The 19,486-nt window shown below is 66.7% G+C and carries 22 protein-coding genes; 12 read left to right on the top strand and 10 right to left on the bottom strand.

Translation table 11 applies throughout. The features are described from left to right. Positions 1-13 precede the first annotated feature (13 nt). The 3 genes from LX70_RS12085 to LX70_RS12075 all read left to right on the top strand — a co-directional run bounded on the left by LX70_RS12085 (position 14) and on the right by LX70_RS12075 (position 1,284). Positions 14-229, top strand: a complete 216-nt coding sequence (locus LX70_RS12085) for a putative signal transducing protein (protein WP_105515041.1) — start codon at positions 14-16, stop codon at positions 227-229. Between the two features lies 1 nt (position 230). Beyond that, on the top strand, positions 231-986 hold the full coding sequence (locus LX70_RS12080) for a tRNA1(Val) (adenine(37)-N6)-methyltransferase (RefSeq protein ID WP_105515040.1): 756 nt from the start codon (positions 231-233) through the stop codon (positions 984-986). Between the two features lie 130 nt (positions 987-1,116). Continuing rightward, complete coding sequence (locus LX70_RS12075; protein ID WP_105515039.1) at positions 1,117-1,284, top strand: YdcH family protein; 168 nt, start codon at positions 1,117-1,119, stop codon at positions 1,282-1,284. Here LX70_RS12075 and yddG read toward each other — a convergent pair. From yddG to LX70_RS12055, 4 genes are all read right to left on the bottom strand, one after another. Next, on the bottom strand, positions 1,271-2,152 hold the full coding sequence (gene yddG / locus LX70_RS12070) for an aromatic amino acid exporter YddG (protein ID WP_105515038.1): 882 nt from the start codon (positions 2,150-2,152) through the stop codon (positions 1,271-1,273). The two genes, LX70_RS12075 and yddG, sit on opposite strands and share 14 nt — an antisense overlap. 102 nt (positions 2,153-2,254) lie before the next feature. Beyond that, positions 2,255-2,977 (bottom strand): acetoacetyl-CoA reductase, encoded by a 723-nt coding sequence (phbB, locus tag LX70_RS12065; protein ID WP_105515037.1) that lies wholly within the window; start codon positions 2,975-2,977, stop codon positions 2,255-2,257. Between the two features lie 111 nt (positions 2,978-3,088). After that, a complete protein-coding gene (locus LX70_RS12060) occupies positions 3,089-4,264 on the bottom strand; it encodes an acetyl-CoA C-acetyltransferase (RefSeq protein ID WP_105515036.1) in 1,176 nt (391 codons plus the stop codon). A 169-nt stretch (positions 4,265-4,433) separates the two neighbouring features. After that, positions 4,434-5,273, bottom strand: coding sequence for an EAL domain-containing protein (locus tag LX70_RS12055; RefSeq protein WP_105515035.1), 840 nt, complete (start codon positions 5,271-5,273; stop codon positions 4,434-4,436). Between the two features lie 73 nt (positions 5,274-5,346). On the opposite strand from LX70_RS12055, the gene LX70_RS12050 reads away from it, so the two are divergent. After that, a complete protein-coding gene (locus LX70_RS12050) occupies positions 5,347-5,922 on the top strand; it encodes a DNA-3-methyladenine glycosylase I (protein ID WP_105515034.1) in 576 nt (191 codons plus the stop codon). Positions 5,923-5,937: 15 nt separating this feature from the next. Here LX70_RS12050 and LX70_RS12045 read toward each other — a convergent pair whose 3' ends face one another. Beyond that, on the bottom strand, positions 5,938-6,492 hold the full coding sequence (locus LX70_RS12045; RefSeq protein WP_105515033.1) for a TlpA family protein disulfide reductase: 555 nt from the start codon (positions 6,490-6,492) through the stop codon (positions 5,938-5,940). A 21-nt stretch (positions 6,493-6,513) separates the two neighbouring features. Here LX70_RS12045 and argH point away from each other — a divergent pair, with 21 nt between their 5' ends. The 3 genes from argH to LX70_RS12035 are packed head-to-tail and all read left to right on the top strand — an operon-like array spanning position 6,514 to position 8,203. Beyond that, on the top strand, positions 6,514-7,905 hold the full coding sequence (gene argH, locus LX70_RS12040) for an argininosuccinate lyase (protein WP_105515032.1): 1,392 nt from the start codon (positions 6,514-6,516) through the stop codon (positions 7,903-7,905). Then, positions 7,902-8,066, top strand: a complete 165-nt coding sequence (locus LX70_RS20760; RefSeq protein ID WP_170076183.1) for a hypothetical protein — start codon at positions 7,902-7,904, stop codon at positions 8,064-8,066. The genes argH and LX70_RS20760 overlap by 4 nt, the downstream gene beginning before the upstream one ends. Next, the gene (locus LX70_RS12035; RefSeq protein ID WP_105515031.1) at positions 8,063-8,203 is read left to right on the top strand and encodes an argininosuccinate lyase; all 141 of its coding nucleotides are present in this window, start codon (positions 8,063-8,065) and stop codon (positions 8,201-8,203) included. Before LX70_RS20760 ends, LX70_RS12035 begins: the two co-directional genes overlap by 4 nt. Positions 8,204-8,212: 9 nt before the next feature. Here LX70_RS12035 and LX70_RS12030 read toward each other — a convergent pair whose 3' ends face one another. From LX70_RS12030 to LX70_RS12015, 4 genes are read right to left on the bottom strand one after another with little or no spacing between them, the layout of a single operon-like run. Continuing rightward, positions 8,213-9,349 carry an ABC transporter permease gene (locus tag LX70_RS12030; RefSeq protein WP_105515305.1) on the bottom strand — a complete coding sequence of 379 codons (1,137 nt, stop codon included), beginning with the start codon at positions 9,347-9,349 and terminating at the stop codon, positions 8,213-8,215. Beyond that, entirely contained in the window at positions 9,349-10,269 is a 921-nt protein-coding gene (locus LX70_RS12025; protein ID WP_105515030.1) for an ABC transporter ATP-binding protein, read from the bottom strand. The genes LX70_RS12030 and LX70_RS12025 overlap by 1 nt, the downstream gene beginning before the upstream one ends. Next, the gene (locus tag LX70_RS12020; protein WP_105515029.1) at positions 10,266-11,222 is read right to left on the bottom strand and encodes an HlyD family secretion protein; all 957 of its coding nucleotides are present in this window, start codon (positions 11,220-11,222) and stop codon (positions 10,266-10,268) included. Before LX70_RS12020 ends, LX70_RS12025 begins: the two co-directional genes overlap by 4 nt. Next, entirely contained in the window at positions 11,219-11,881 is a 663-nt protein-coding gene (locus LX70_RS12015; protein ID WP_170076182.1) for a CerR family C-terminal domain-containing protein, read from the bottom strand. Before LX70_RS12015 ends, LX70_RS12020 begins: the two co-directional genes overlap by 4 nt. 129 nt (positions 11,882-12,010) lie before the next feature. Here LX70_RS12015 and lysA point away from each other — a divergent pair, with 129 nt between their 5' ends. Next, a complete protein-coding gene (gene lysA / locus LX70_RS12010) occupies positions 12,011-13,276 on the top strand; it encodes a diaminopimelate decarboxylase (RefSeq protein ID WP_105515027.1) in 1,266 nt (421 codons plus the stop codon). Positions 13,277-13,325: 49 nt separating this feature from the next. Then, positions 13,326-15,950 (top strand): TIGR02302 family protein, encoded by a 2,625-nt coding sequence (locus LX70_RS12005; protein WP_105515026.1) that lies wholly within the window; start codon positions 13,326-13,328, stop codon positions 15,948-15,950. 109 nt (positions 15,951-16,059) lie between these two features. Here LX70_RS12005 and LX70_RS12000 read toward each other — a convergent pair whose 3' ends face one another. Then, positions 16,060-17,010: a zinc-ribbon domain-containing protein gene (locus tag LX70_RS12000; protein ID WP_105515025.1), complete on the bottom strand. Its 951-nt coding sequence runs from the start codon at positions 17,008-17,010 to the stop codon at positions 16,060-16,062. A gap of 170 nt (positions 17,011-17,180) precedes the next feature. Here LX70_RS12000 and LX70_RS11995 point away from each other — a divergent pair, with 170 nt between their 5' ends. The 3 genes from LX70_RS11995 to LX70_RS11985 are packed head-to-tail and all read left to right on the top strand — an operon-like array spanning position 17,181 to position 19,485. Further along, positions 17,181-17,852, top strand: a complete 672-nt coding sequence (locus tag LX70_RS11995; protein ID WP_105515024.1) for a cell division ATP-binding protein FtsE — start codon at positions 17,181-17,183, stop codon at positions 17,850-17,852. Next, complete coding sequence (locus tag LX70_RS11990) at positions 17,849-18,754, top strand: cell division protein FtsX (RefSeq protein WP_245885065.1); 906 nt, start codon at positions 17,849-17,851, stop codon at positions 18,752-18,754. The genes LX70_RS11995 and LX70_RS11990 overlap by 4 nt, the downstream gene beginning before the upstream one ends. Then, the gene (locus tag LX70_RS11985) at positions 18,751-19,485 is read left to right on the top strand and encodes a lysophospholipid acyltransferase family protein (RefSeq protein ID WP_105515023.1); all 735 of its coding nucleotides are present in this window, start codon (positions 18,751-18,753) and stop codon (positions 19,483-19,485) included. Before LX70_RS11990 ends, LX70_RS11985 begins: the two co-directional genes overlap by 4 nt. The last annotated feature ends 1 nt before the right edge of the window (position 19,486 follow it).

The following is a 19,486-nucleotide window of genomic DNA, read 5'->3' as shown; positions in this document are numbered from 1 at the left end:
TAAGACTTGGATTATGAAAGAGCTTCTGCGCACCAACGACCCGACCGTAATCGCATTCGCGACCGCCCTTCTTGACGGAGAGGGTATAGCCGCCTTTCAGATGGACGTCCACATGAGCGTGCTTGAAGGGTCCCTAGGCATATTGCCGCGCAGGATCATGGTGCGGGATCAGGATCTGTTCATCGCCCGCGCGATTCTGCGCGACAACGGCATCGCCACCGGGGACTGACATGTTTGCCGAAGGCGCGCTGACCGCCGACCGCTTTCTTGACGGGCGGCTGAACATCCTTCAACCGAAGGACGGCTACCGCGCCGCGATGGACCCGGTGCTGCTCGCCGCCGCCGTCCCGGCCAAGGCGGGTGAAGCAGCTCTGGAACTTGGCTGCGGCGCGGGGGTGGCCGGCCTCTGCCTGGCGCATCGGGTGCCGGGGCTGCATGTCACGGGGCTTGAGGTGCAGGCGCCCTATGCCGACCTCGCCCGCCGCAATGCCGACCGGAACGACCTGCCCCTGACCGTGATCGACGGCAACCTTGCACACCTGCCCGACGCGCTGCGCCACAGCGCCTTCGACCATGTCCTTGCCAACCCGCCCTATTTCCCCAAAGGCGGCGGCACACCCGCCCGCGACGGTGGCCGCGAGATGGCCCAGCGCGAGGCGCTGCCCCTGGCCGACTGGCTTCGGATCGGGCTGAAACGTCTGCGCCCCGGCGGCTGGCTGACCGTGATCCAGTCCGCCGACCGGCTGCCCGACCTTCTTTCCGGCCTCGGTCCCGGCACCGGCAGCACCGTGATCCTGCCCATCGCGCCGCGTGCCGGACGGCCCGCCGGGCGGGTCATTCTTCAGACCCGCAAGGGCGGTCGCGGCGCCTTTCGCCTTCTGGCGCCGCTGGTGATCCATGACGGCACCACCCACCTGCGCGATGGCGACGATCAAAGCACCGCCGCGCGCGCAATCCTGCGCGACGCCAAGCCATTGGTATTATAAAAGAAACCCCCATGAATGCCCGTTTTTCAGGCGCATTCGGCACTGCGGTCGGATGACGCGCTTCTAAGGCGTGACACGACTCGGGTTCTGTGATGGAATTGTGACAGAGTTCACAGGAGAGGAGACCCCGATGTCGCTTGGTTCGCACCTGCAGGAACTTCGCAAGAAGCATCAGCATTTGTCAGACGCCGTGGAAGAGGCGCTTCGCCATCCCGGCTATGACGATCTCGCGATCGCTGAAATGAAGAAGCAGAAGCTTCGGATCAAGGAAGAAATCTCGCGCCTCAGCCAGAACTGAGGTCGGCCCTCGACGCGCCTGCCCGTGCAGCGACCAGCGCGCCGCCCGTAATCAGAAGGGCGGCGACAGCGATGCGCGGCGTGGCAGGCGCCAATCCAGCGGCAATCAGGATCAGCGTGGACAAAAGCGGGGCGGCATAGGCCGTGACGCCAAGCAGTTGGATGTCGCCCTGCTTCACGCCGATATCCCAGACATAGAAGGCCAGGCCCACCGGCCCAAGGCCAAGCGCGATACATGACGCCCAGCCCAGCGGGCTGGCGGGCCATGCGGTCGTCTCGAACCCCAAATGCGCGGCCGCCGACAGAACGGCGGTCCCAAGGCAGAAGATCGTCACCGACGCCGTCGGGACCGCCCCGAAACGGCGCGAGACGACCGAATAGGTTGCCCATGTCAGCGCGGCGAGGAAGGCCAGCGCTAGCCCCTTCACATGCGCCGGATCGAAGCCCGACCCGGAGCGCATCACGATCAGCGCCGCCCCCGCGAAGGACAAAAGCGCCCCGATCACATGGCCCGCGCGCAACCTCTCCCCCGGCAGAAGGCCGGACATCAGGACGATGAACAGTGGCCAGAGATAGGCGATCAGGCTCGCCTCCGCCGGGGGGGCAAGGCGCAACGCCGAGAAGTACAGAAGGTGATAGCCGCAAAGCCCCGCAATGCCAAAGACATAGACCCCGACAGGCACCGAGGCCAACTGCCTCCACGTCCCGTTGGCCAGCGTCCAGACAACGCCCAACGCACCGCCGACCGCGAAGGTGATGGCGTTGAGCAATAGCGGCGGCACTGGCGCCGATCCCACGGTCAGAAGCGCCAGCAGCGCCCAGAGAAGCACCGCCACGAACCCGACCGCCGTCGCCCTGCCCCGTGTCATTCCTGCCCCTCGCTTGCCTTGCCCATCGCATAGCCAGCGGGCGGGCGAAAGAAAAGGGCCGACCCCGCAGGACCGGCCCCCTTTGATTTCGCGGAAAGTCCGTCAGACGAAGAACTGCGCCCCGTTGGCCGAAATCGTCGACCCGTTGACGAAGCCCGCATCTTCGGAGACGAGGAAGGCCACGCAGCGGGCAATCTCTTCCGGTTCGCCCAACCGGCCGGCGGGGATATTGGCGATGATCGACTCGCGCACCTTTTCCGGTACCGCCATCACCATCTCGGTCGCGATATAGCCGGGGCAGACCGCATTGGCGGTGATCCCGGCCCGCGCGCCTTCCTGCGCCAGGCTCTTGATGATGCCAAGGTCACCGGCCTTCGTGGCGGCATAGTTGACCTGACCGAACTGGCCCTTCTGCCCGTTGATCGAGGAAATCACCACGACGCGGCCGAACTTGCGTTCCCGCATCCCCGGCCAGACCGGGTGGACGGTATTGAAGACGCCGGTCAGGTTGGTGTCGATGACCTGATGCCACTGTTCCGGCGTCATCTTGTGGAACGGCGCGTCGCGGGTGATCCCGGCATTGGCAACGACGATGTCGACCGGCCCCAGATCGGCCTCGACCTTGGCGATCCCGGCCTTGGAGGCATCGTAGTCGCCGACGTTCCACTTATAGGTCGGGATGCCGGTGTCCTTGGTGAAGGCGGCGGCGGCCTCGTCATTGCCGGCATAGTTCGCGGCGACGGTGTAGCCCGCGTTCTTCAGGGCGACGGAAATCGCCGCGCCGATCCCGCGCGAGCCTCCGGTGACCAAAGCAACTCTCGACATGATTCCTCCTCTTTGGAAATGGCCGCTGAAATCCTGTTACCTAAATGAACAACAGGGCGCAACATTGTTGCGCCCTGTTTTTTGCATTTGCAGAAAAATTACCGTCCGGGCTCAGGCACGCTCAAGGCACATGGCCACGCCCATGCCACCGCCGATGCACAGCGTGGCAAGGCCCTTGTTCGCGCCCGAGCGCTGCATCTCAAACAGAAGCGTGTTGAGGATGCGCGCGCCGGAGGCGCCGATCGGGTGGCCGATGGCGATGGCGCCGCCGTTCACGTTCACCTTCGCCGGGTCCCAGCCCATGTCCTTGTTGACCGCGCAGGCCTGCGCCGCGAAGGCCTCATTCGCCTCGATCAGGTCAAGATCGCCCGCCTTCCAGCCTGCCTTCTCAAGCGCCTTGCGCGAGGCATAGATCGGGCCGACGCCCATGATCGACGGGTCAAGACCGGCCGTCGCGTAGGACGCGATCCGCGCGATGGGCTTCAGCCCGCGCTTGGCCGCCTCTTCTTCCGACATGACCAGAACCGCCGCCGCGCCGTCATTGATGCCCGACGCATTGGCCGCCGTCACGCTGCCGTCCTTGGCGAAGGCGGGGCGCAGCTTCTGCATCGCCTCGATCGTGGCGCCATGGCGGATGTATTCGTCCTGATCGACGACAGTCTCGCCCTTGCGGGTCTTGACCACGAAGGGAATGATCTCATCCTTGAACTTGCCGGCCTTCTGCGCCGCCTCGGCCTTGTTCTGGCTGGCGAGCGCGAATTCGTCCTGCTGTTCGCGGCTGATCTGCCACTGGTTCGCGACGTTTTCGGCCGTCGTCCCCATGTGATAGCCGTTGAACGCGTCCCACAGCCCGTCCTTGATCATCGTGTCGATGAAGTTCAGGTCGCCCATCTTCTGCCCGGCGCGCAGATGCGCGGCATGGGGGGAAAGCGACATGCTTTCCTGCCCGCCCGCCAGCACGATGGCGGCATCGCCAAGCTGGACATGCTGCGCGGCCAGCGCGACGGCGCGCAGGCCCGAACCGCAGACCTGGTTCAGCGACCAGGCGGCGCTTTCCATCGGCAGGCCCGCGTTGATATGCGCCTGACGCGCCGGGTTCTGGCCCTGCGCGGCGGTCAGGACCTGACCCAGGATGGTCTCGCTCACCTCGGCCTTGTCGATCCCGGCGCGTTCGACGACGCCTGCAAGAACCGCGGCACCCAGCGCATGGGCGGGCGTGTTGGCGAACGAGCCATTGAAACTTCCCACGGCCGTGCGGCCGGCAGATACGATTACGACATTGGTCATCTGGATGATCCTCCCGAGCGGCGATGAGCGTGGCGAAAGGGGGCGGCAAGCCCCTTTGCCGCTATGCAGCATGACGATAGGAGGCCCCGCGTCAAGTGCAACCGCCCGCGCGCGGGGTTATGGTTGCGCCATCATCGCCGCCAACAGCCGCCCAGCCCCGCCCGCTCGGTCACGCGGTCTTGCGCGGCGCGGGCATCTTCCAGGGCGGCGTGACCGTCGGCGCGCCGAAATAATACCCCTGCATGCAGTCCATCCCGATGGAGGTCAGGTATTCCGCGTCGCGCGCCGTCTCGACCGATTCGGCGACCGCGAACATGTCGAACTGCCGCGCCACGGCCAGAAGCGCCTGTGTCAGGATCTGGTTGTCGGTACTGTCCGCGACACCGCGAATGAAGCTGCCGTCGATCTTGATGAGGTCGAAGTAGAAATCCCGCAGATGCCGGAAAGAGGTCTGCCCGGCGCCGAAATTGTCCAGCGCGAAGGTGATCCCGTCCGGTTGCAGCCGCGCCATGAAGGTCGTCACCAGTTCTGGCATCATCATGGCCGAGCTTTCGCTGATTTCAAGGATCAGCCGTTCCCCCGCCGTGGCGCAGGATTTCAGCCCGTGGGTCAGCACCCGCGTGAACTTCGGATACCCGATGGAGCGCGCCGACATGTTCACCGACAGCCGCAGCGAGGCGTCGCGCGACAGCGCGCCAAGCGCCATTCCCAGCGCGCGGCAGTCAAGCTCCCGCCCGATTTCCATCGTCTCCACCGCCGGAAAGAAATCCCGCGCGGGAATGACGGTGCCATTGGTATCGGTGACGCGGATCAGCCCTTCGTAAAAGGCGGGCGTGCCGGTTTTCCGGGTCTGCACCACCGGCTGGAAGGCAAGGAAAACGTTCCCCCGCCGCACCGCGTCCTCGACAAGCTGGACGATGTTCTGCCCCCGCTGCGTCACCGCAGAATTCAGCGGGCTGTCATGGTCCGCCTCGAAAATCCGTTTTCGTCTGATCCCTGCGCCTGCCATCTTGCTCTCCGTATCCGCTGCTGGCAGCCTGCACGGGAAGCGATAAGAAGCGGTAAAGACGGATGAGGGCAGGATGAGTGACAGATGTGGCTGGTGCGGAACCGATCAACTTTATGTCGATTACCACGACCATGAATGGGGCGTTCCCGAACGCGACGGCCGCGCGCTTTGGGAAAAGCTGATCCTCGACGGGTTCCAGGCCGGGTTAAGCTGGTACACCATCCTGAAGAAGCGCGACAACTTCCGCGCGGCCTTCGACGGTTTCCGCCCGGAGGTGATCGCGAACTGGGGCGAGGCCGACGTGACCCGGCTTCTGAACGATCCCGGCATCGTGCGATCCCGGTCGAAGATCGAGGCGACGATCGGCAATGCCCGCGCCTATCTTGCGATCGAAGGGCGCGAGGGGTTCGACCAGTTCCTTTGGCGCTATATGGACGGCGCGCCGCTTCAGAACCGTTTCTCCAGCATGGCCGAGGTGCCGGCCTCGACCCCGCTGTCAGAACGCATCTCGAAGGATCTGAAGAAGGCGGGGTTCCGTTTCTGCGGCCCGACAATCACCTATGCCTTCATGCAGGCCGTGGGCATGGTCAACGACCATATCGTCACCTGCCCGGCCCATGACCGCGTGGCGGCATTGGCGAAGGGCTGAGCCGTCGGAAAGGGGTCAGCCCGCGTCGCCGGTCAGCGCGGCCACGATCGCGCGGGCGCTGTCGCTGTCCCATTCCGCATCGCCCGACATGCGCGCAATCTCCCGCCCATCGCGGTCCAGAAGGATCGAGACGGGCAGCCCCATCACCCCCATCTCGCGCGAGAGTTTCAGCTTCGGGTCCAGATAGACCGGCAGCGTCTTCACCCCCACCTCATCGAACAGCCGGGTGATGCCGGGCAGCGCATTGCGCCCCGCCGCGATGGTCACAACCTCGAACGCATCGCCCCCCAGATCGCGGTTCAGCGCATCCAGCGCGGGCAGCTCCTTGCGGCAGGGCGCGCACCAGACGGCCCAGAAATTCACCAGCGTGATCTTGCCCTTCCAGTCGGCCAGCGCATGTTCGCCGCCATCCCGGTCGGTGAAGGTCGCGGCCGACACCTCAACCGGCGCCTCATGCACGGCAAGCTTCATCATCGAGCCGTCGCGCAGATCGGCAATGTCCGCGCCAAAGGCGGTATTTGCACCGAAGGCAAGGGCCGTATAGAGAACGGCGGACAGGAAAGTGCGCATGAAAGCCTCCGGGGACACGAGATGACCGACAAGACCCAGAACGCAATGTGGGGCGGGCGTTTCGCCGCCGGGCCGGACGCGATCATGGAGGCGATCAACGCCTCGATCGGCTTCGACAGGCGGCTTTACGCCCAGGACATCGCAGGGTCCCGCGCCCATGCGGCCATGCTCGCCGCCACAGGCATCATCAGCGATAAAGATGCCGAGGCGATCCGGGAAGGCCTCCTCACGGTCTTGTCAGAGATTGAAGGCGGAAACTTCGCCTTTTCGACCGCGCTGGAAGACATCCACATGAATGTGGAGGCGCGGCTGAAAGAGATCATCGGCGAACCGGCCGGGCGGCTCCACACGGCACGCAGCCGCAACGACCAGGTGGCGACCGACTTCCGCCTCTGGGTGCGCGATCAATGCGACGCGGCGGTCGGCGGGCTTGTCGCGCTGCAACAGGCGCTTCTGGCGCAGGCCGAGGCCGGGGCCGACTGGGTCATGCCCGGCTTCACCCACCTTCAGACCGCGCAGCCGGTAACCTGGGGCCACCACATGCTGGCCTATGTCGAGATGACCGCGCGCGACATCGGGCGGTTTTCGGACGCCCGCAAGCGGATGAACGAAAGCCCCCTGGGTGCGGCGGCGCTGGCCGGGACCGGCTTTGCCATCAACCGGGACATGACGGCAAAGGCGCTTGGCTTTGACCGGCCGATGGCCAATTCGCTGGATGCGGTCAGCGACCGCGACTTTGCGCTGGAATTCCTGTCGGCCTCGGCGATCTGCGCCGTCCACCTGTCGCGGCTGGCCGAAGAGCTGGTGATCTGGTCCTCGGCCCAGTTCCGGTTCGTCACGCTGTCGGACCGCTTCTCCACCGGCTCCTCGATCATGCCGCAGAAGAAGAACCCCGACGCGGCAGAGCTGATCCGCGCCAAGATCGGCCGTGTCCTTGGTGCGGCGGTGGCGCTGTTCACCGTGATGAAAGGGCTGCCGCTGGCCTATTCCAAGGACATGCAGGAAGACAAGGAACAGGTCTTCGACGCCGCCGATACGCTGATGCTCGCGCTGGCGGCCATGACCGGCATGGTCAGCGACATGACCGCGAACCGCGCCAACCTGGAAAAGGCCGCCGCCTCGGGCTTTTCCACCGCCACCGATCTTGCCGACTGGCTGGTGCGCGAGGCGGGGCTACCGTTCCGCGACGCCCACCATGTCACCGGCGCTTTGGTGGCGATGGCCGAAAAGAAGGGCTGCGACCTACCGGACCTGTCGATTGCCGACATGACCTCCGTCCATCCGGCGATCACTGAAGACGTCTATTCGGTCCTTGGCGTCCAGAACTCCGTCGCCTCGCGGAAAAGCTTCGGCGGCACCTCGCCCGACCGGGTGCGCGAACAGGTCGCAGCCTGGAAGGCACGTCTTGGATGACCCGCGCCCGCGTGATCCTTTCGGCGGGTTTCTGCCTGATGCTCGCCGCCTGTTCGCAGCCGCGCGCCCATGCAGCCTTGCGCGTCACGCCCGATGGCGTCAGGGTCGCGCCGTCGCTGTCGACAACCATCGCCGGGATCGGAGTATCGGTAAGCCAATGACACGCCTGATTGCCTCTTTCAGCCTTCTCGCCCTTCTCGCCGCCTGTGGCGCCGACGGGGAGCCGACCGCCCCGCCCGCCAAGCCGAATGTCGCCGTTTCGGGCGAGGTTGCCGTCGGCGTGTCCGGCAAGCTCTGAGCCGCCCGTTCAGTCCAGCGTCCGGCGGAACCGCAGCAGCGCCAGCACCGCGTAAAGGATGACGAACAGCGTCAGCGCCGCCATCGGCTGCGCGACGCCCGCGTAATCCGCGCCTTTCAGCATGACCGCCCGGATCAGGCGCAGGAAATGCGTCAGCGGAAAGATCTCGCCCAGCGCCTGCGCCCATCCCGGCATCCCGCGATAGGGGAACATGAAGCCCGACAGCAGCAGCGAGGGCAGGAAGAAGAAGAAGGTCAACTGCATCGCCTGCATCTGCGTCCGCGACGCGGTGGAGATCAGGTAGCCAAGGATCACCAGCGACGAGACGAAGATGAAGACGCCCAGAAGCAGCAGCCACATCGCCCCCATGAACGGCACGCTGAAGATCAGCTTCGACGCCGTCAGAACCACCGCCACCTGCACCGCCCCGACACCCAGATAGGGCAGCACCTTGCCCAGCATGATCTCCACCGGCGTCGCGGGCATGGACAGCAGGTTCTCCATCGTCCCCCGTTCAACCTCGCGCGTCAGCGCCATGGCGGTCATCATCACCATGGTCATTTGCAGGATCACGCCCAGAAGGCCGGGAACGATGTTGTATTGCGTAATCCCTTCGGGGTTATAGCGCCGGTGGACGACGACCTGCATCTGTGCCGCCGCTGCCTCGACCGCCTGCGCCTCGGCCCCGGTTTCGCGCAACAATGCCTCGGCCGCGACGGTGCCAAGGGTCGATATGGCGCCGGACGCGACCGAAGGGTCGGTGGCATCCGCCTCGATCAGGATCTGGGGCTTGTCACCGCGCATCACGCGGCGGCCGAAATCCGACGGGATCGTCACGACAAAGGACACCTCTCCGCGCGTGATCAGCGCCTCTGCCTCGGCGGCCGAGGCATGGGGATAGTCAAAGCGGTAATACCCCGTCAGTTCCAGCGCCGAGACGATGGCGCGGGTAAAGCGATCCTCGGTCGGGGCGACCAGCGCGGCGGGCAGGCCCTTGGGGTCGGAGTTGATGGCAAAGCCGAAGAGCATAAGCTGGATCAGCGGTATCCCCAGCATCATCGCGAAGGTGATCCGGTCGCGCCGCATCTGGATCACTTCCTTTTTCAGAAGCGCGAGCAGCCGGCCGAGGGAAAAGAAGCGCCCCATCATTCCATGTTGTCCTTCGCTTCGCCCATCAACTGGATGAACACATCCTCAAGGCTCGTCTCGGCCTCGGAAAGCCGAACGCCGGTATCGTCGGCCACCTTGCGGGCCGAGGCGCGCAGCGCGGCGCCGTCCTTGCCGACCACATGCAGCGTGTTGCCGAAGGGCGCGATCTGTTCCACCCCCGGCTGGCCGCGCAGCGACTCCGCCGCCCGGCTGACCCCCTTGCCCTCAAGCACCACCGTCGTCAGCCCGGCATCGCGGACGACCTCGGCCACCGTCCCTTGGGCGACCAGCCGCCCGTAGGAGATGTAGTTGATCCGGTGGCAGCGCTCCGCCTCGTCCATGTAATGCGTGGAAACAAGGACGGTCAGCCCCTCGGCCGCGCGCAGATGGATCTCGTCCCAGAAATCGCGCCGCGCCTTGGGATCGACCCCGGCGGTCGGCTCATCCAGCATCAGAAGCCGGGGCTTGTGCATGATGCAGGCCGCCAGCGCCAGCCGCTGCTTCCAGCCGCCCGACAGCGACCCAGCAAGCTGCCCCTTGCGCGAGGTCAGGCCAAGATCGGCGAGCGTATCGGCGACGGCGCTCTGCGGCAGGCGGTAAAGCCCCGCGACGAAGGCGAGGTTTTCCGCGATCGTCAGGTCCTCATAGAAGGAAAAGCGCTGGGTCATATAGCCGACCTCGCGCTTGATGGCGTTCCCCTCGGTCCGAATGTCATGGCCCAGCACGCGGCCCGCCCCCTCATCCGGGGTCAAGAGGCCGCACATCAGACGGATCGTCGTCGTCTTGCCCGACCCGTTCGGGCCGAGAAAGCCCGCAATCTCCCCCGTCGCGACGGTCAATGAGACATGATCGACAACCGCCCTGCCGCCGAAGCGCTTGACGAGGTCATGGACCTCGATGGCCGCAGCCTCGGTCATTTCGCGCTGCCCGGCAGGTCGACATCGACGATCTGGCCCGGTTTCAGCGCGGCGCTGCCGGGATCGGGGCGGGCCTCGATCAGGTAGACGAGCGTCTGGCGGTTCTGAAGCGAATAGATCACCGGCGGGGTGAATTCGGGACTGTCGGAGATATAGGTGACCAGCGCCGTCTGCCCCGCCCCGCAACCGTCGCAATGAACCGTCAGTTTCGATCCGATCGACACATCGGCCAGTTCCGGTTCGGGGATGTAAAGGCGCAGCTTCACCGCGCCGTCGGGAAGCATCGACAGGACCGGGGCGGAAGGCCCGGCAAGTTCGCCCGCGTCGCGGATCACGTCGAAGATCACCCCGTCGGCGGCAGAGGCCAGACGGCGCTGCGACAGGTTCCAGGCCGCCTGATCCACGGTGGCCTTGGCCCCCGCGACGGCCGCCTCGGCGGCGGCGATTTCCTGCGGCCGCGCGGGCAGCTTCGCCACTGCAAGGTTCGCCTCCGCCTCGGCCACGCGGGCGCGGGCGATGCTGGCGGCGGTGGCGGCATCCTCGGCCTGCGCGGTGGTGGCCGATCCGCGGTCGGCCAGGCTTTGCAGCCGCGCCTCGGTCCGCTCTGCCTCGGCCAGCTGGGCGCGCGCGGATGCCAGTGTCGCCTCGATCACCCGGATTTCCTCCGGCCGCCGCCCCTCAAGCAGGTTGGCAAGCTGGCTTTCGGCCTGCGCCCGCGCCGCCTCGGCCTGGCTCAGCGCGATCTCGGCATCCCGCCGCTCCATCTCCACCAGCGTCTGCCCCGCCTCGACCCGATCCCCGCGCTTGACGGAGAGCGCGGCGATCTGCGCCACCGCGACAGGGGCCACCAGCACATATTCCCCCTCGACATAGCCGGTGGCGAAGGGCGGGACCGGCGCGCAGGCGTTGAAAAGGGCCGAAATGACCGGGACGGCACAAATGAAACTGCTCATGGACGTCTTTCCCTTTCGATCATGGCCCGGACATTCGACACGATGACATCGGCGGTCTGGCGCGCCCGCTCCGCCCCCCATTCGGTCCAGCCAAGCCTGCGTTCGACGATGGGCCGGCCGATGCGGAAATAAAGGATCTGCCCGATGGCCGAAAAGACGATCAGCCGGGTGCGCTCACTGTCCGGGGCGTTGCCGGTCGCGGCCGCCCAAAGCGCGCAGAAACGGCCATGGGCGGGGACGATCATGCCGTCATAGAGCATGTCGAGGTTGGCGCCGTTTTCCGCGACCTCGCGCAGCATGAAAGGCACGACATCCTCTGCCGCGCGCTGGGTCAGAAGGAACGCCGTCATCGCGCGGATCGCCGCTTCGATCTGCATCATCGCCTCATCGGGCGACGGCGGCGGGGCATCGGCCGGCCCCTCAAGCACCGCCGCGACCGTGCCGCCGATCCGCCGCCGCACCTCATGCCCGCAGGCCAGGCGCAGCCCGTCCTTGTTGCCGAAATGATAGGCGATCGAGGCGATGTTGGCCCCCGCCTCTGCCGCGATCTCGCGCGTCGAAGTGGCGGCAAACCCCTTCTGCCCGAACAGCTTCAGCCCCGCCGCGATCAGGTCGGCAGCGGTGCCTTCGGGTTTCGGGGGTGCGCTCGGTTCAGTCATGGGCGATTCTCCTGTGCTATAGTAAATCAAACGATTGATTGAAATCAAGCGGCCCCTTGCCTGCTTCCCCTGTCCGGCCCGATAGGCTACATCGCGCAAAGGAACGCGAGCAGGAAGGACGGCAGGCCAATGGACCATTTCCTCTACCGTGACGGCGCGCTTTTTGCCGAGGACGTGGCCATCGCCGACATCGCGCAAGCGGTCGGAACGCCCTTTTACGTCTACTCCACCGCCACGCTGGAACGGCATTATCGCCTGTTCGAAGAGGCGCTGGAGGGCATGGACCACCTGATCTGCTTCGCGATGAAGGCGGCGTCGAACACCGCCGTGATGCGCACCTTGGCTCTCCTCGGTGCGGGGGCCGACGTCGTCTCCATCGGCGAATACCTCAAGGCGAAGGCGGCGGGCGTCCCCGGCGACCGCATCGTCTTTTCCGGCGTCGGCAAAACGCGCGAGGAGATGCGCGTGGCGCTGGAAGGCGGCATCCGCCAGTTCAACGTGGAAAGCGAGCCGGAACTGCGCGCCCTGTCCGAAGTCGCCAGCGCCATGGGGACCAAAGCGCCGGTCACCATCCGCGTGAACCCCGACGTGGACGCCAAGACGCATGAGAAGATCGCCACCGGCAAGAAGGAAAACAAGTTCGGCATCCCCATTACCCGCGCCCGCGCGGTCTATGCCGAAGCCGCCGCCCTGCCGGGGATCGAGGTCGTCGGCATCGACGTCCATATCGGCAGCCAGTTGACCGACCTGACGCCCTTTGCCGAGGCCTATCGCAAGGTCGCCGATCTGACGGCAGAGCTGCGCGCCGATGGCCATGACATCCGCCGTCTCGACCTTGGCGGGGGCCTGGGCATTCCCTACGAACGCTCGAACTCTGCCCCGCCCTTGCCGATCGAATACGGCGCCGTCATCCGCGACACGCTCGGCCATCTGGGCTGCGAGGTCGAGATCGAGCCGGGCCGCCTGATCGCGGGCAATGCGGGTCTCCTCGTCTCACGCGTCATCTATGTGAAGTCGGGGGAGGAGCGGGATTTCCTGATCCTCGACGCCGCGATGAACGATCTTGTGCGCCCGTCGATGTACGGCGCGCATCACGACATCGTCCCGGTCGACGAACCCGCCCCCGGCGACCTGCCGCATCCCTATGACGTCGTGGGTCCGGTCTGCGAAACCGGCGACACCTTCGCCAAGCAGCGCCACCTGCCGGTGATGCAGGCCGACGATCTGGTCGCCTTCCGATCGGCCGGGGCCTATGGCGCGGTCATGGCGTCGGAATACAACACAAGGCCGCTGATCCCCGAGGTTCTGGTCAAGGGGGATCAATTCGCTGTCATCCGCGCCCGGCCCACCTATGACGAGATGATAAAGCGCGATAACATCCCCGTGTGGCTCTGACCGCGCAATCCCGCGCGGCGGCCTGATGCGGGGGCGATACCCAAGGCCGATGACCGACCCGAACGCCAGCCCGGAAGAGACGCTTCGCCGCCTCTCATGGCCCGTGCGCCTGACGCGGGCCGGAATGCTGGCCGAACGGATCACGCGGGGCTTCTGGCCGGTCTGGACGCTTCTTTTCGCCGTTATCGCCGCCCTTGCCTTCGGCCTGCATGACTGGCTTCCGGTCGAGGTGCTGTGGATCGGCTCGCTCGCCGTTCTGGCGGTTCTGGTCTGGTCGCTGGTGCGCGGCGTGCGGCAGTTCCGCTGGCCGACGCGGGCCGAGGCGCTGGAACGGCTGGATGCCAGCCTGCCGGGGCGGCCCATCGCGGCGCTGACCGATGCGCAGGCGCTTGGCGCGGGCGATGCAGGCTCGCTTGCCGTCTGGCGCGCCCATATCGCGCGGATGGCCGAACGGGCCAGGGCCGCGCGGCCGAAGATGCCCGATCTGCGGCTTGCCACGCGCGACCCCTTCGCGCTGCGCTATGCCGCGCTGACCGCGCTGGTGATGGCGATAGGCTTCGGATCGCTCTGGCGCGTCGCCGATGCGCCACGGGTCGCGATGACGGGCGGCACCGGCGGGGCGCTGGCCGCCGGGCCTTCGTGGGAAGGCTGGGCCGAACCGCCCGCCTATACCGGCAAGCCCAGCGTCTACCTGAACGCCGTCGAAGGCGATGCCCTCACCCTGCCCGAAGGCAGCCGCATCATCCTGCGGCTTTACGGCAAGCCCGGCGACATCGCGGTGACCCAGGACATCGCGGACCTGCCAGCCGACACCGCCCCCGCGCCCGACCCCGACACCGCCCTTCAGGCGGTCGAGTTCGAGGCGATCCGGTCGGGCCGCCTTTCCATCACCGGGCCAACCCCACGCGACTGGCAGTTGACCGTCCTGCCCGACGCCCCGCCCACCGTGAAGATCGACGGCGCGGTCATGCGCGATGCAGAAGGCGCCATGTCGCAGCCCTTCAGCGCGGCCGATGACTACGCCGTCACCACCGGGCGGGCGGTCATCACGCTCGACATGGACAAGGTGGACCGCCGCTATGGCCTGACCCCCGCGCCCGAGGCGCGCGACCCGCTGACCTATGACCTGCCGCTTCCCATCACCGGCTCACGCGCGGCGTTCTCCGAAACACTGGTCGAGGATGCGTCGAAACACGCCTGGTCGAACCTTCCCGTCCGCATGACGTTTGAGGTGACGGACGGTCGCAACCAGACCGGCGCCAGCTATACGGTAGACCTTGCGCTGCCCGGTCGCCGCTTCTTCGACCCGGTGGCGAACGCCGTCGTGGAACTGCGCCGCGACCTTCTCTGGACCCGCGACAACGGCCCGCGCACCTCGCAGCTTCTGCACGCGATGACCCACCGGCCCGAAGGGCTTTTGCGCAACGAACGCGCCTATCTGATGCTGCGCGTCGCCATGCGGCGGCTGGACGCCGCGCTGGCGCAGGGCCCGCTGAGCGCCGATCTGCGCGACGAAACCGCCGACGCGCTTTGGGACATCGCGCTTCTGATCGAGGATGGCGGTCTGTCGAGCGCGCTTGAGCGCATGCAGCAGGCGCAGGAACGCCTGTCCGAGGCGATCCGCAACGGCGCCTCGCCCGAGGAAATCCAGAAGCTGATGGATGAGCTTCGGCAAGCGACCGACGACTATATCCGCAAACTGGCCGAGAACATGGAGCGCAAGGGCGCGGATGAGCCGAACCAGCAGGCCGACAATTCCGGCCAGCAGATCACCGGCGACCAGCTTCAGCAGATGATGGACGAAATCCAGCGCCTGATGGAAGAGGGCCGCATGGCCGAGGCGCAGGAACTGCTCGATCAACTGTCGCGCATGATGCAGAACCTTCGCGTGACCGAAGGTCAGGGCGGTCAGGGGCAGCAGGGGCCGGGCGATCAGGCGATGAACGGCCTGCGCGACACGCTGCGCGGCCAGCAGGGCCTGTCCGACGACACCTTCCGCGACCTTCAGCGCCAGTTCGGCAACCCCGAAGGCGGTCAGGGCCAACAGGGGCAGCCCGGCGGCGACGGGCAGGATGGCCAGCCCGGCGATCAGCAGGGGCAGGCGGGCCGAGACGGCGGCATGTCCGGCGATCAGGGCGGCGGCGATCAGGGCCAGAACGGCACCCGGCAGCGCCCCGGCGGCAGCCTTGCGGACCGCCAGAATGCGCTGCGCGAGATGTTGCGCCAGCAAGAGGGCAACCTGCCCGGCAGCCCTTCGGCCGAAGGCGATGCGGCGCGGCAGGCGCTGAACGATGCGGGCCGCGCCATGGACGGCGCCGAAGAGGCGCTGCGGCGCGGCGACACGGCGGGCGCCATCGAACGGCAGGCCGACGCGATCGAGAACCTGCGTGAAGGGATGCGCAACCTGGGTCAGGCGATGGCCCGGAACGGCGAAGGCACGGAATCCGATCAGGGCCAGACGACCCGCGAGGCCCGCCGCGACACGTCCCGCGATCCGCTTGGCCGCTCGACCGGGCAATCGGGCCGCGTCGGCACCGACCAGGCGATGCTCGGGGGTGAGGATGTCTATCGCCGCGCGCGCAATCTTCTGGATGAAATCCGCCGCCGCTCTGCCGACCAGACCCGGCCGACGGTCGAACTCGACTACCTCAAGCGGCTGCTCGAACGCTTCTGACCCTGGCTAAAGCGTTTCGGGTTTTCGTTGAGAGAGCAAGTATCAGAATTCGAACGAAATACGTTCGAATTCTGAGTCAGTGCAAACCCGAAATGCTATAGGGCGGCGGTCAGGTCTCGCCATCCGTCATTGACGCGGTCAGCCCCTGCAAGGTGGCATCCAGCCAGCTGCGCGCCCCGTCGACGCCTGCGACATAGGCCTCCATCGCGCCCGACGCGGCAGGCACGGCAGAGGAAATCGCGGGCGCGAAGGCATAGACCAGCAACAGGATCACGGCGATCACGATGGCGGTGACAAAGCCCATGCGGAAGCCGCTGCGCCGACGCCGCAAGGTCGCGGGCGCATCGACCGAAGCCGCCTCGCCCCCCCGGTCCGAGGTCGCGCGGAGGGAGGAGTTGATCTCCTCGATATCCGGCAAAAGCTCTTTCCGGGCGGCGCGCGAGACGACGGAGTCCTCATTCTCGGGGTCGTAGACCTCGTCCTCGACCTCCGGCGCATCGTCGTCTTGCGCGGCCGCAACGGCGGCGGCGACCGACGCGGCGGCGGCTTCGGCGGGAATGCCCAGATCGGGCTGGGTCTCGATCAGGCTGCCCTCGGCCTCGCGCGCGCGACGCTCGCGGTCGGCCTCTTCGCGCAGCACGTTCATCACCGCATCATCGAGCGTCTTGCGCTTCGGCGCGGGGGCGGGTTCCTCGGGCGCTGGCGCGGCCTCGGGTTCCTCCACCGCATCGGCGGTGTCCTCGGCCACGTCCTCCGCCGCGCCCCAATCTTCCTCGGTCTCCTCGGCCGCAACCTCTTGCGAAGGCTCAATCTCCAGCGGCGGCTCATCGGCCTCGGCGACCTCTTCAGGTGCCTCCTCGACCCAGTCTTCCGTCTCATCGACCTCGGCGCCCGCCGCTTCGGCTTCCGCCGCGCGGGCCTCTTCGGCCTTCAGCTGGGCCGCCGACATCTGGAACCAGGCATTGCCGCAATTGGAGCATTGCACGTCACGGCCCGCATCCGGGATGACGCTTTCATCCACTTCGTATTGCGCGCCGCAACTGGGACATATCAAGCGCATGTCGTCTCTACCCGTACCTTCAGCCTCACGTCAGGCATACTCACGCCTTTCTGGCCATTCTTGTTAACCTGTTGTAGCAAGCAACAAACAATCGTCCAAGTGTTTGTCGCAACCGCTGAAATTTCGTCGGAACGCGCGGCAGATTGGCATCGGCGGGCGGAGAACGGGCAGTGATCGCATTCCGAAACGTGACCCATGGCTATGGCGACGGCCCGCTTCTGTCGGACGTGTCGCTGACGCTTCCGCCCGGATCGTTCCATTTCCTGACCGGCCCGTCGGGCGCGGGCAAGTCCACCTTTCTCAAGCTTTGTTACCGTGAACTGATGCCGATCGCCGGCACGGTCGAGATCTTTGGCCAGGATGTCAGCCACATGTCGCGCGACGCGGTGGCGATGGCCCGGCGCAAGATCGGCGTCGTCCATCAGGACTGCCAGTTCCTTGACCACCTGCCGCTGGCCGACAACGTCGCCCTGCCCCTGACCGTCGCGGGGCGCGAGGCGAACCCGGAGGAGTTGAAGGAGCTTCTGGCCTGGGTCGGCCTTTCCGGCCATGCCAGGGCGCGCCCGCCGTCGCTGTCGGGGGGCGAACGCCAGCGCGCGGCCCTGGCCCGCGCCGTCATCACCGCGCCCGAGATGGTTCTGGCCGATGAACCGACCGGCAACCTCGACTGGGACATGTCGCAGCGCCTTCTGACCCTGCTGGTCGAACTGAACCGCATGGGCAAGACGATCCTGATCGCGACCCATGACATGAACCTGATCCGCACCGCCAAGTCGCAGGTCGCGGCACGGGTGCTGCGCATCCGCGACCGCACGGTCCAGCACGCGGGGGCCGATCTGTGAAAGCGCCCCTGCCCCGCAAGTTTCGGCTGTTCGGCCGCGATACCCGCACCGACCGCGTCGTGCCGCCATCGGGCGCGGCCGCCTGGCTGACGCTTCTGACCGCCGCCGCGATGGCCTTCCTCGCGGTCTTCGCGCTGGCCCTGTCGGTCGCGACCGGACGGCTGGCCGACCGCTGGTCCGAGGCGCTGGCCAATGGCGCCACCGTCCGCATCTCCGCCCCGGCCGACCAGATGGCCACGCAGACCCAGCGCGTTCTGGATATCCTTTCCGTGACGCCGGGCGTGGAAACCGCCCGCGCGCTGGACCCGGCGGAAACCCAGGCGCTGCTGTCGCCCTGGTTCGGCCCCGACCTGCCGGTGGCAAGCCTGCCGATCCCGCAACTGATCGACATTCAGGAAACGCCCCAGGGCTTCGATGCCGAAGGCTTGCGGCTGCGCCTGTCGGCCGAGGTGCCGGGGGCGACGCTCGACGATCATCAGCGCTGGCGCCGCCCGCTGGTCGCGGCGGCGGACCGGATGCGGATGCTGGGGCTGATTTCCCTTGCGCTGATCGGCGCGGCCATGGCGGCGATGGTGACGCTGGCGGCGATGGCGGCCCTGTCCGCCAACGGGCAGGTGATCCGCACCCTGCGCCTGATCGGGGCGCGCGACGGTTATGTCGCCCGCGCCTTCGTGCGCCGCTTCACCACCCGCACCCTGACCGGGGCGGCGGCCGGAACCGCGGTCGCCATGACCGCCATCGCGCTGATGCCGTCGGCCGGGGATGCGGGCGGGTTTCTGACCGACATCGCCTTTCAGGGTGCCGAATGGCTCTGGCCGCTGACGATCCCGCCGCTTGCCGCTATCGTGGCCTTCGTGGCGACCCGCACCGCCGCGCTTCGTTCGCTGAGGACCGTGCTATGAGAACCGCGCTGCAATACCTCCTGTCGCTGATCTTCATCGTCCAGATGTACCTCGCCATGGCGATCCTCGCGCTTTACTGGACGCCCTTCGTCCTCTTCCGCAAGGATGCCGCCTTTGATGCGGTCCACGCCTATTGCAACTGGGTCCGCGCCTCGGCCGCCGTGCTGATCGGGCTGAAGTCCGAGGTCAGGGGCGAGGTGCCGCAGGACGAATGCATCATCGCGGCCAAGCATCAGTCCTTCTTCGACATCATCATCATCGTCTCGGCCGTGCCGCGCCCAAAGTTCATCATGAAGAAGGAACTGCTCTGGGCGCCGATCCTGGGCTGGTACGCCCGCAAGATCGGCTGCGTCCCCGTCGACCGCGGGCGGCGCAGCGAGGCGATGAAGAAGATGGTGGCCGATGTGAAGGCGGGGACAGCAGAGCCCGGCCAGCTGATCATCTACCCGCAAGGCACCCGCGTCGCCGCCGGGGCGAAGAAGCCCTACAAGGTCGGCGTCGGCGTTCTTTACAACGAACTCGGGCAGGACTGCGTACCTGCCGCGACCAATGTCGGCGTCTTCTGGCCGCGCCACGGCATCTACCGCAAGCCGGGCCTTGCGGTGGTGGAATTCCTGCCGCGCATCCCGGCTGGCCAAGGCGTCGAGGCCTTTATGGCCGAAATCGCCCCCGTCGTCGAAACCGCCTCGAACCGCCTGATGGCCGAGGCGGGGCTGATGGTAAAGGACTGAT

Origin of the sequence: Albidovulum denitrificans, from assembly GCF_002973535.1 — a bacterium.
In the GTDB taxonomy this organism is placed as follows: Bacteria; Pseudomonadota; Alphaproteobacteria; order Rhodobacterales; family Rhodobacteraceae; genus Albidovulum; species Albidovulum denitrificans.
The sequence above is the reverse complement of the archived record's forward strand: the minus strand, read 5'-3'. Positions and strand labels throughout refer to the sequence as shown.

Excerpts from the sequence above, each read along its gene's own strand:
- LX70_RS11985 (WP_105515023.1), top strand. The coding sequence starts at position 18,751 with ATGAGAACCGCGCTGCAATACCTCCTGTCGCTGATCTTCATCGTCCAG.
- yddG (WP_105515038.1), bottom strand. The coding sequence starts at position 2,152 with ATGACACGGGGCAGGGCGACGGCGGTCGGGTTCGTGGCGGTGCTTCTC.
- LX70_RS20760 (WP_170076183.1), top strand. The coding sequence starts at position 7,902 with ATGACCCGCGCCCGCGTGATCCTTTCGGCGGGTTTCTGCCTGATGCTC.
- LX70_RS12000 (WP_105515025.1), bottom strand. The coding sequence starts at position 17,010 with ATGCGCTTGATATGTCCCAGTTGCGGCGCGCAATACGAAGTGGATGAA.
- LX70_RS12085 (WP_105515041.1), top strand. The coding sequence starts at position 14 with ATGAAAGAGCTTCTGCGCACCAACGACCCGACCGTAATCGCATTCGCG.
- phbB (WP_105515037.1), bottom strand. The coding sequence starts at position 2,977 with ATGTCGAGAGTTGCTTTGGTCACCGGAGGCTCGCGCGGGATCGGCGCG.
- LX70_RS12015 (WP_170076182.1), bottom strand. The coding sequence starts at position 11,881 with ATGACTGAACCGAGCGCACCCCCGAAACCCGAAGGCACCGCTGCCGAC.
- LX70_RS12035 (WP_105515031.1), top strand. The coding sequence starts at position 8,063 with ATGACACGCCTGATTGCCTCTTTCAGCCTTCTCGCCCTTCTCGCCGCC.
- LX70_RS12030 (WP_105515305.1), bottom strand. The coding sequence starts at position 9,349 with ATGGGGCGCTTCTTTTCCCTCGGCCGGCTGCTCGCGCTTCTGAAAAAG.
- LX70_RS12055 (WP_105515035.1), bottom strand. The coding sequence starts at position 5,273 with ATGGCAGGCGCAGGGATCAGACGAAAACGGATTTTCGAGGCGGACCAT.
- argH (WP_105515032.1), top strand. The coding sequence starts at position 6,514 with ATGACCGACAAGACCCAGAACGCAATGTGGGGCGGGCGTTTCGCCGCC.
- LX70_RS12060 (WP_105515036.1), bottom strand. The coding sequence starts at position 4,264 with ATGACCAATGTCGTAATCGTATCTGCCGGCCGCACGGCCGTGGGAAGT.
- LX70_RS12045 (WP_105515033.1), bottom strand. The coding sequence starts at position 6,492 with ATGCGCACTTTCCTGTCCGCCGTTCTCTATACGGCCCTTGCCTTCGGT.
- LX70_RS12050 (WP_105515034.1), top strand. The coding sequence starts at position 5,347 with ATGAGTGACAGATGTGGCTGGTGCGGAACCGATCAACTTTATGTCGAT.
- LX70_RS12005 (WP_105515026.1), top strand. The coding sequence starts at position 13,326 with ATGACCGACCCGAACGCCAGCCCGGAAGAGACGCTTCGCCGCCTCTCA.
- lysA (WP_105515027.1), top strand. The coding sequence starts at position 12,011 with ATGGACCATTTCCTCTACCGTGACGGCGCGCTTTTTGCCGAGGACGTG.
- LX70_RS12075 (WP_105515039.1), top strand. The coding sequence starts at position 1,117 with ATGTCGCTTGGTTCGCACCTGCAGGAACTTCGCAAGAAGCATCAGCAT.
- LX70_RS12025 (WP_105515030.1), bottom strand. The coding sequence starts at position 10,269 with ATGACCGAGGCTGCGGCCATCGAGGTCCATGACCTCGTCAAGCGCTTC.
- LX70_RS12020 (WP_105515029.1), bottom strand. The coding sequence starts at position 11,222 with ATGAGCAGTTTCATTTGTGCCGTCCCGGTCATTTCGGCCCTTTTCAAC.
- LX70_RS12080 (WP_105515040.1), top strand. The coding sequence starts at position 231 with ATGTTTGCCGAAGGCGCGCTGACCGCCGACCGCTTTCTTGACGGGCGG.